4 protein-coding genes, 1 tRNA gene and 1 pseudogene are annotated in these 5,364 nt (G+C 67.9%); all 6 read left to right on the forward strand.

Features of this window, described 5'->3' with window-relative positions; genetic code table 11:
- Nucleotides 1–319: peptidylprolyl isomerase (locus WC493_RS21405; protein WP_373068351.1), on the forward strand; the 319-nt coding region annotated here is incomplete at its 5' end.
- 152 nt (nt 320–471) lie between these two features.
- Nucleotides 472–1,468 (forward strand): annotated as a pseudogene (queA, locus tag WC493_RS21410) (tRNA preQ1(34) S-adenosylmethionine ribosyltransferase-isomerase QueA).
- Nucleotides 1,465–2,592 carry a tRNA guanosine(34) transglycosylase Tgt gene (gene tgt, locus WC493_RS21415; RefSeq protein WP_373068353.1) on the forward strand — a complete coding sequence of 376 codons (1,128 nt, stop codon included), beginning with the start codon at nt 1,465–1,467 and terminating at the stop codon, nt 2,590–2,592. The pseudogene queA and the gene tgt overlap by 4 nt, the downstream one beginning before the upstream one ends.
- Before the next feature lie 65 nt (nt 2,593–2,657).
- Nucleotides 2,658–2,733, forward strand: a tRNA-Lys gene (locus tag WC493_RS21420).
- A 181-nt stretch (nt 2,734–2,914) separates the two neighbouring features.
- Nucleotides 2,915–4,255 (forward strand): type VI secretion system baseplate subunit TssK, encoded by a 1,341-nt coding sequence (gene tssK, locus WC493_RS21425; protein ID WP_373068355.1) that lies wholly within the window; start codon nt 2,915–2,917, stop codon nt 4,253–4,255.
- A gap of 225 nt (nt 4,256–4,480) precedes the next feature.
- A partial coding sequence (icmH, locus tag WC493_RS21430) for a type IVB secretion system protein IcmH/DotU (RefSeq protein ID WP_373068357.1) occupies nt 4,481–5,364 on the forward strand: 884 nt, incomplete at its 3' end.

Here is a 5,364-nt window from a genome sequence, read left to right on the forward strand (position 1 = left end):
CATGGCCCAGACCGGCGACCCGACCGGCACCGGCATGGGCGGTTCGGGCCAGAAGCTGAAGGCCGAATTCACCCAGGAGCCGTTCCTGCGCGGCACCCTCGGCATGGCCCGTGCCCAGAGCCCGGACAGCGCCGACAGCCAGTTTTTCATCTGCTTCCAGCCGGCGCGCTTCCTGGACGGCCAGTACACGGTGTTCGGCCGTGTCGTCTCGGGCATGGAATTCGTCGACAAGATCAAGCGCGGCCAGGGCCAGTCCGGCTCGGTGCCGGCGCCCCAGGACAAGATCATCTCGCTCAAGGTCCAGGCCGACGTGAAGTAAGGCCGGCCAGGCCCCGCGCAATATCGTCATGGCCGGGCTTGTCCCGGCCATCCACGAATTCTCGCTGGCGGTGGTGTTCGCGTGGATGCCTGGGACGCGCCCGGGCATGACGGAAAGGTGAGGGGAGCCGAAGCTCCCACTCCGAAGAACCGATGAAAGTCGCCGATTTCGATTTCGAACTGCCGGAAGGGCGGATCGCGGTCAGGCCCGCGAGCCCGCGGGAGAGCGCGCGCCTGCTGCGCATCGAAGCGGGCGGCCTGCGCGACCTCACGGTGGGGGACCTGCCGGGCGAACTCCGCGCGGGCGACCTCCTGGTGCTCAACGATACAAAGGTGATTCCCGCGCGGCTGGAAGGCCGGATCGGCGAAGGGCGGGTCGAGCTCAATCTGATCCGCATGGTCGATGCCGCGACCTGGGAATGCCTGGCCAAGCCGGGCCGGAAGTGCAAGCCGGGGGTGCGCATCGATTTCGCCGCCGGGCTCTCCGCGACCGTGACGGCGAAGGATCCGGAAGGGCCGATCACGCTCCGCTTCTCGGCCGAGGGGCAGGCTTTGATGGAGGCACTGGACCTGGTCGGCACCATGCCGCTGCCGCCCTATATCGCCCATCTGCGCAAGCCCGACGCTCAGGACCGCAGCGACTATCAGACCGTCTTCGCCGCGCGCGAGGGGGCGGTGGCGGCGCCGACCGCCAGCCTGCACCTGACCGAAGCAATGCTGGCACGCCTGGCCACCCTGGGCGTCGAACGGACGACCGTGACCCTCCATGTCGGCGCCGGCACCTTCCTGCCGGTCAAGGTCGAGGATACGGCGGATCACAAGATGCACGCCGAATGGGGCCGGGGGGCGCCGCGTGATCGCCGTCGGCACCACGGCGCTCCGCCTGATCGAGGCGGCGGCGGCCGGCGGCACGGTGGCGTCCTTCGCCGGCTGGACCGACATCTTCATCACGCCCGGCTACCGCTTCCGTGCGGCCGACCTGCTGATGACCAATTTCCATCTGCCGAAATCGACCCTGGTCATGCTGGTTTCCGCCTTCGCCGGCCCGCGGCGGATCAAGGCCGCCTATGCCCATGCGGTCGAAGCCGGCTATCGTTTCTATTCCTACGGCGACGCCTGCCTGATCGACCGGCTGGAGCAAGACCTATGACGGCCAAGGATTTCGGTTTCTCGGTCGAGGCGCGCGACGGTACCGCCCGCGCCGGCCATGTGCGCACGGGGCGCGGCGTGATCCGCACGCCGGCCTTCATGCCCGTCGGCACGGCCGCCACGGTGAAGGCGGCGATGCCCGAGACGGTGCGCAAGGCCGGCGCCGACATCCTGCTGGGCAATACCTATCACCTGATGCTGCGGCCTGGGGCGGAGCGGGTGGCGCGCCTGGGCGGCCTGCACAAGTTCATGAACTGGCCGCACCCGATCCTGACCGACAGCGGCGGCTTCCAGGTCATGTCGCTGGCGGCGCTCCGCAAGATCACCGAGGAGGGGGTCACTTTCCAGTCCCATCTCGACGGCAGCCGGCATGCCATGTCGCCCGAACGCTCGATCGAGATCCAGCGCCTGCTCGACAGCGACATTGCCATGCAGCTCGACGAATGCGTCGCCCTGCCGGCCTCGCGCGAGGAGACGGCGCGGGCCATGGAACTGTCGCTGCGCTGGGCCAAGCGAAGCAAAGACGCCTTCGAAAAGAGCGCGCCGCCGCCGGGCCGCGCGATCTTCGGCATCGTCCAGGGCGGCACGGAACTCGACCTCCGCCGGGCTTCCGCCGAGGGGCTGGTGGCGATCGGCTTCCCCGGCTATGCCCTCGGTGGCCTCGCGGTGGGCGAGCCGCAGGAGGTGATGTTCGAAACCATCGCAGCGACCGTGCCCCATCTGCCGGCGGACCGGCCGCGTTACCTGATGGGGGTTGGCAAGCCCTCCGACATCGTCGGCGCCGTCGCCCGCGGCATCGACATGTTCGACTGCGTGATTCCGACCCGCTCCGGCCGCAATGGCCAGGCCTTCACGCGGAGCGGCACGCTGAACATCCGCAACGCCGCCCATGCCGAGGACCAGCGCCCGCTGGATTCCCGCTGCCACTGCCCGGCCTGCCGCGACTTCTCCCGTGCCTATCTGCACCACCTGGTGAAATCCCAGGAGATCCTGGGCGCCATGCTGATGACCGCCCATAATCTCCAGTACTACCAGGACCTGATGGCGGGCCTGCGCAGTGCGATCCGCGCCGGCCGCCTGGGCGCTTTCGTGGCTGCATTCGAGGCCGGCGGCGCCGACTATTGACCACGGCGGGGCCACCCCTCTAAGGTGCCCCGCCCGCCGGGAAGCTGATTCCCGGCATCCAGTGTGAGCCGGTAGCTCAGTCGGTAGAGCACGTGACTTTTAATCATGTGGTCGCGGGTTCGATTCCCGCCCGGCTCACCAATCCCCCGCCGACATCGGTGTGACATTCCGCCCCCGTCCGCAGGCGTCTCTTCGGCATGAACGGCGTGCCATGGGACCGACTCGCGCAAAATCCTAAAAGTTGTGATGCAGCATTCATCAACTATGGTGCGCATTATACCATTGATATACCCTCTAAAGGAGTCTTTCTCCGGGGGCGGCAATGTCGTGGTACAGCAAGGTTGTGTGGTCAGAGGGGCAATTCTTGCGGCCACAACACCTTCAGCAGCACGACCGCTATGTCGAACGCCTGGTCGAGGCGCGCAGCCGGCATGTCACGCCCTATCCCTGGGGCTTCTCGGCGCTGGAAATCGATCTCGATCTGGCGCGCCAGGGCCGATTCATGCTGCGCCATGCGGCCGGGCTCATGGTGGATGGCACGCCCTTCGCCTTTCCCGCCGACAGCCCGGCGCCCGAGCCGGCCGACGTGCCGAGAGATGCCGCCAGCAAGATAGCTTGGCTGGTCATGCCGTTGGCGGCGCCGAACGTGTGCGAAATCGGCGACGCCGCGGCCGGCGGCGGCACCCGCTACGTCCTGGGCGAGGAGACACTGATCGACGCTTCGGCCGCGATGCGCGCGGAGGAGATGATCGAGGTCGCCCACCCCCGGTTGTCCCTGGAGATCGGCGGCAAGACGGTCAAGGCCGGTCATGCCGGCCTGCCGATCGCGCGGATCCGAGAGGTCCGAGACAAGGAGATCGTCTTCGACGGGGCCTTCGTTCCGCCGCTGTTGCTGTGCCATGCCCATCCCGTGGTGCTCGGTTGGCTCGACCGGGTGCTCGGCTGGCTCGACAACAAACTGGGCGAGTTGGCGCGCTACGCCACCGATTTCCGCGATGGCGGTGGCCTTCAGAACGCCGATTATCTGGTGCTTCAGGTCCTCAACCGCAGCATCGCGGTGCTGCGCCATCTCCGGGCGTCGCGTTTCGTGCATCCCGAGCGGCTCTACGAGGAGTTGCTGCGCCTCGCCGGCGAACTCGCGACCTTCGCCACGGCCGAGCGTCGAGCGGCGGCCTATCCCGCCTATGACCATGACGACCTCCGCACCACCTTCGAGCCGCTGCTGCGCGACTTGCAGGCCTTTCTGTCGGCCCAATTCAGCCGTCGCCCGCTCAAGATCGCGGTGGAGCCGGTCGAAGACTTTCCCACCGCCTATACGGCCGAGGTGCCCGATCCGGTCCTGTTTCAGACGGCGACCTTCATTCTCGACGTGGCATCCGATCGCCCGGCGGCCGAACTGCAAAGCAAATTCGCCAGTCTCTTCAAGCTGGGCCCCGACATTCGGATGCACGACATCGTGTATTCCAATGTCCGGGGCGTGCCGCTGATCCATCAGCCGACGGTCCCGCCGGATCTCCGGCCGATCCGCGATCACGTCTATTTCAAACTCGACAAGACATCGCCCCTGTGGCCGGACTTCAGCCGATCGGCAAGCATCGAGATGCACGATTCCGGGAATTGGCCGGGGCTTCAACTCGTCCTCTGGGCGATCACGGGAGCCTGAGCCATGGCACGAGAGGAGCACGGCGGAGGCAGCCGCCGCCCGACGGTCCACATTCCCGACCCCGGCAGTCGCCGGAACAAGTCGACGCCCCCGGGCGACGAAGGCCTGCGCGCCGCCGGGGCCTTCGGCAAGGCGCGCCGTTTCGGCCAGGGTGAGGCGGCGGAGCCGACGCCGCGAGAGACGGCGGGCGCGGTCCACGATGACGGAGCGGCGTCCGGCCCGGAATTGGCGGCCACGGAGATCGCGCTGGCGCCGGGCCCGAATCCGCTGCTGCAGGCGGCGATGCCGATCCTGATCGTCCTGGGGCGGATTCGTACCCGGATGTTGGCGGCCGATTCTGTGGAACGACTCCTGGCGGAGATGGCGGCAGCGATCGGTGTGTTCGAACGCTCGGCCACGGCGGGAGACGTGGCGTCGACGCGGGTCCGTACAGCGAAATACATCCTCTGCGCCACGGTGGACGACGTGATGCAGAACATTCCGGTCGACGACCCCCGGATCTGGGTCGGCAAAGGGATGCTCATCACCTTTTTCGACTCGCGAGACGGCGGTGTCCGCTTCTTCGACGAATTGGCGCGGGCACGCGCTGATCCGGCAGGCAATCGCCACCTGCTCCAGTTGTTTCACGCCTGTCTGGCGGTGGGGTTCCTCGGTCGATGCCGCAAGGAAGGCGGCGCACCCGCCGCTGCCGTGGTGCAGCGGGAGGTCTACGATACATTGCAGCGCCTGAACCCGGCGCGATACGAGGATCTGTCGCCCCGGTGGAAGGGCGCCGACGTCCCGCTCCGACAGGGGCGCGTCCGCATCCCCTATTGGGCGGCGGCTTCCTGTGCCGCCCTCTTTCTGGTCACGCTCTACCTCATGGCGCTCGGCATGTTGACCGCCCGGACCGGGGATGCCCAGGCGGCGATGGCGGCCGCGGTGCCCGTGGCGGCGATCGATCTCCGCCACCTCCCGGTCCCGGGGGCGACGGCGGCGAGTACGAAGGCCGCCGCCGCCGAGCGGCTGCCGGTCGATATGCAGGTCGAGCGCACGACGCAGCTCGAACGGATCAGGGCGGGGCTGGCGGAGCAGATCGGTGCCCGGCAAGTGACCGTCGATGCGAGCCC

This window comes from Zavarzinia sp. (assembly GCF_041650655.1).
Classification (GTDB): domain Bacteria; phylum Pseudomonadota; class Alphaproteobacteria; order Zavarziniales; family Zavarziniaceae; genus Zavarzinia.

Coding starts and splice junctions, on each gene's coding strand:
- tgt (WP_373068353.1), top strand. CDS start 1,465: ATGACGGCCAAGGATTTCGGTTTCTCGGTCGAGGCGCGCGACGGTACC.
- tssK (WP_373068355.1), top strand. CDS start 2,915: ATGTCGTGGTACAGCAAGGTTGTGTGGTCAGAGGGGCAATTCTTGCGG.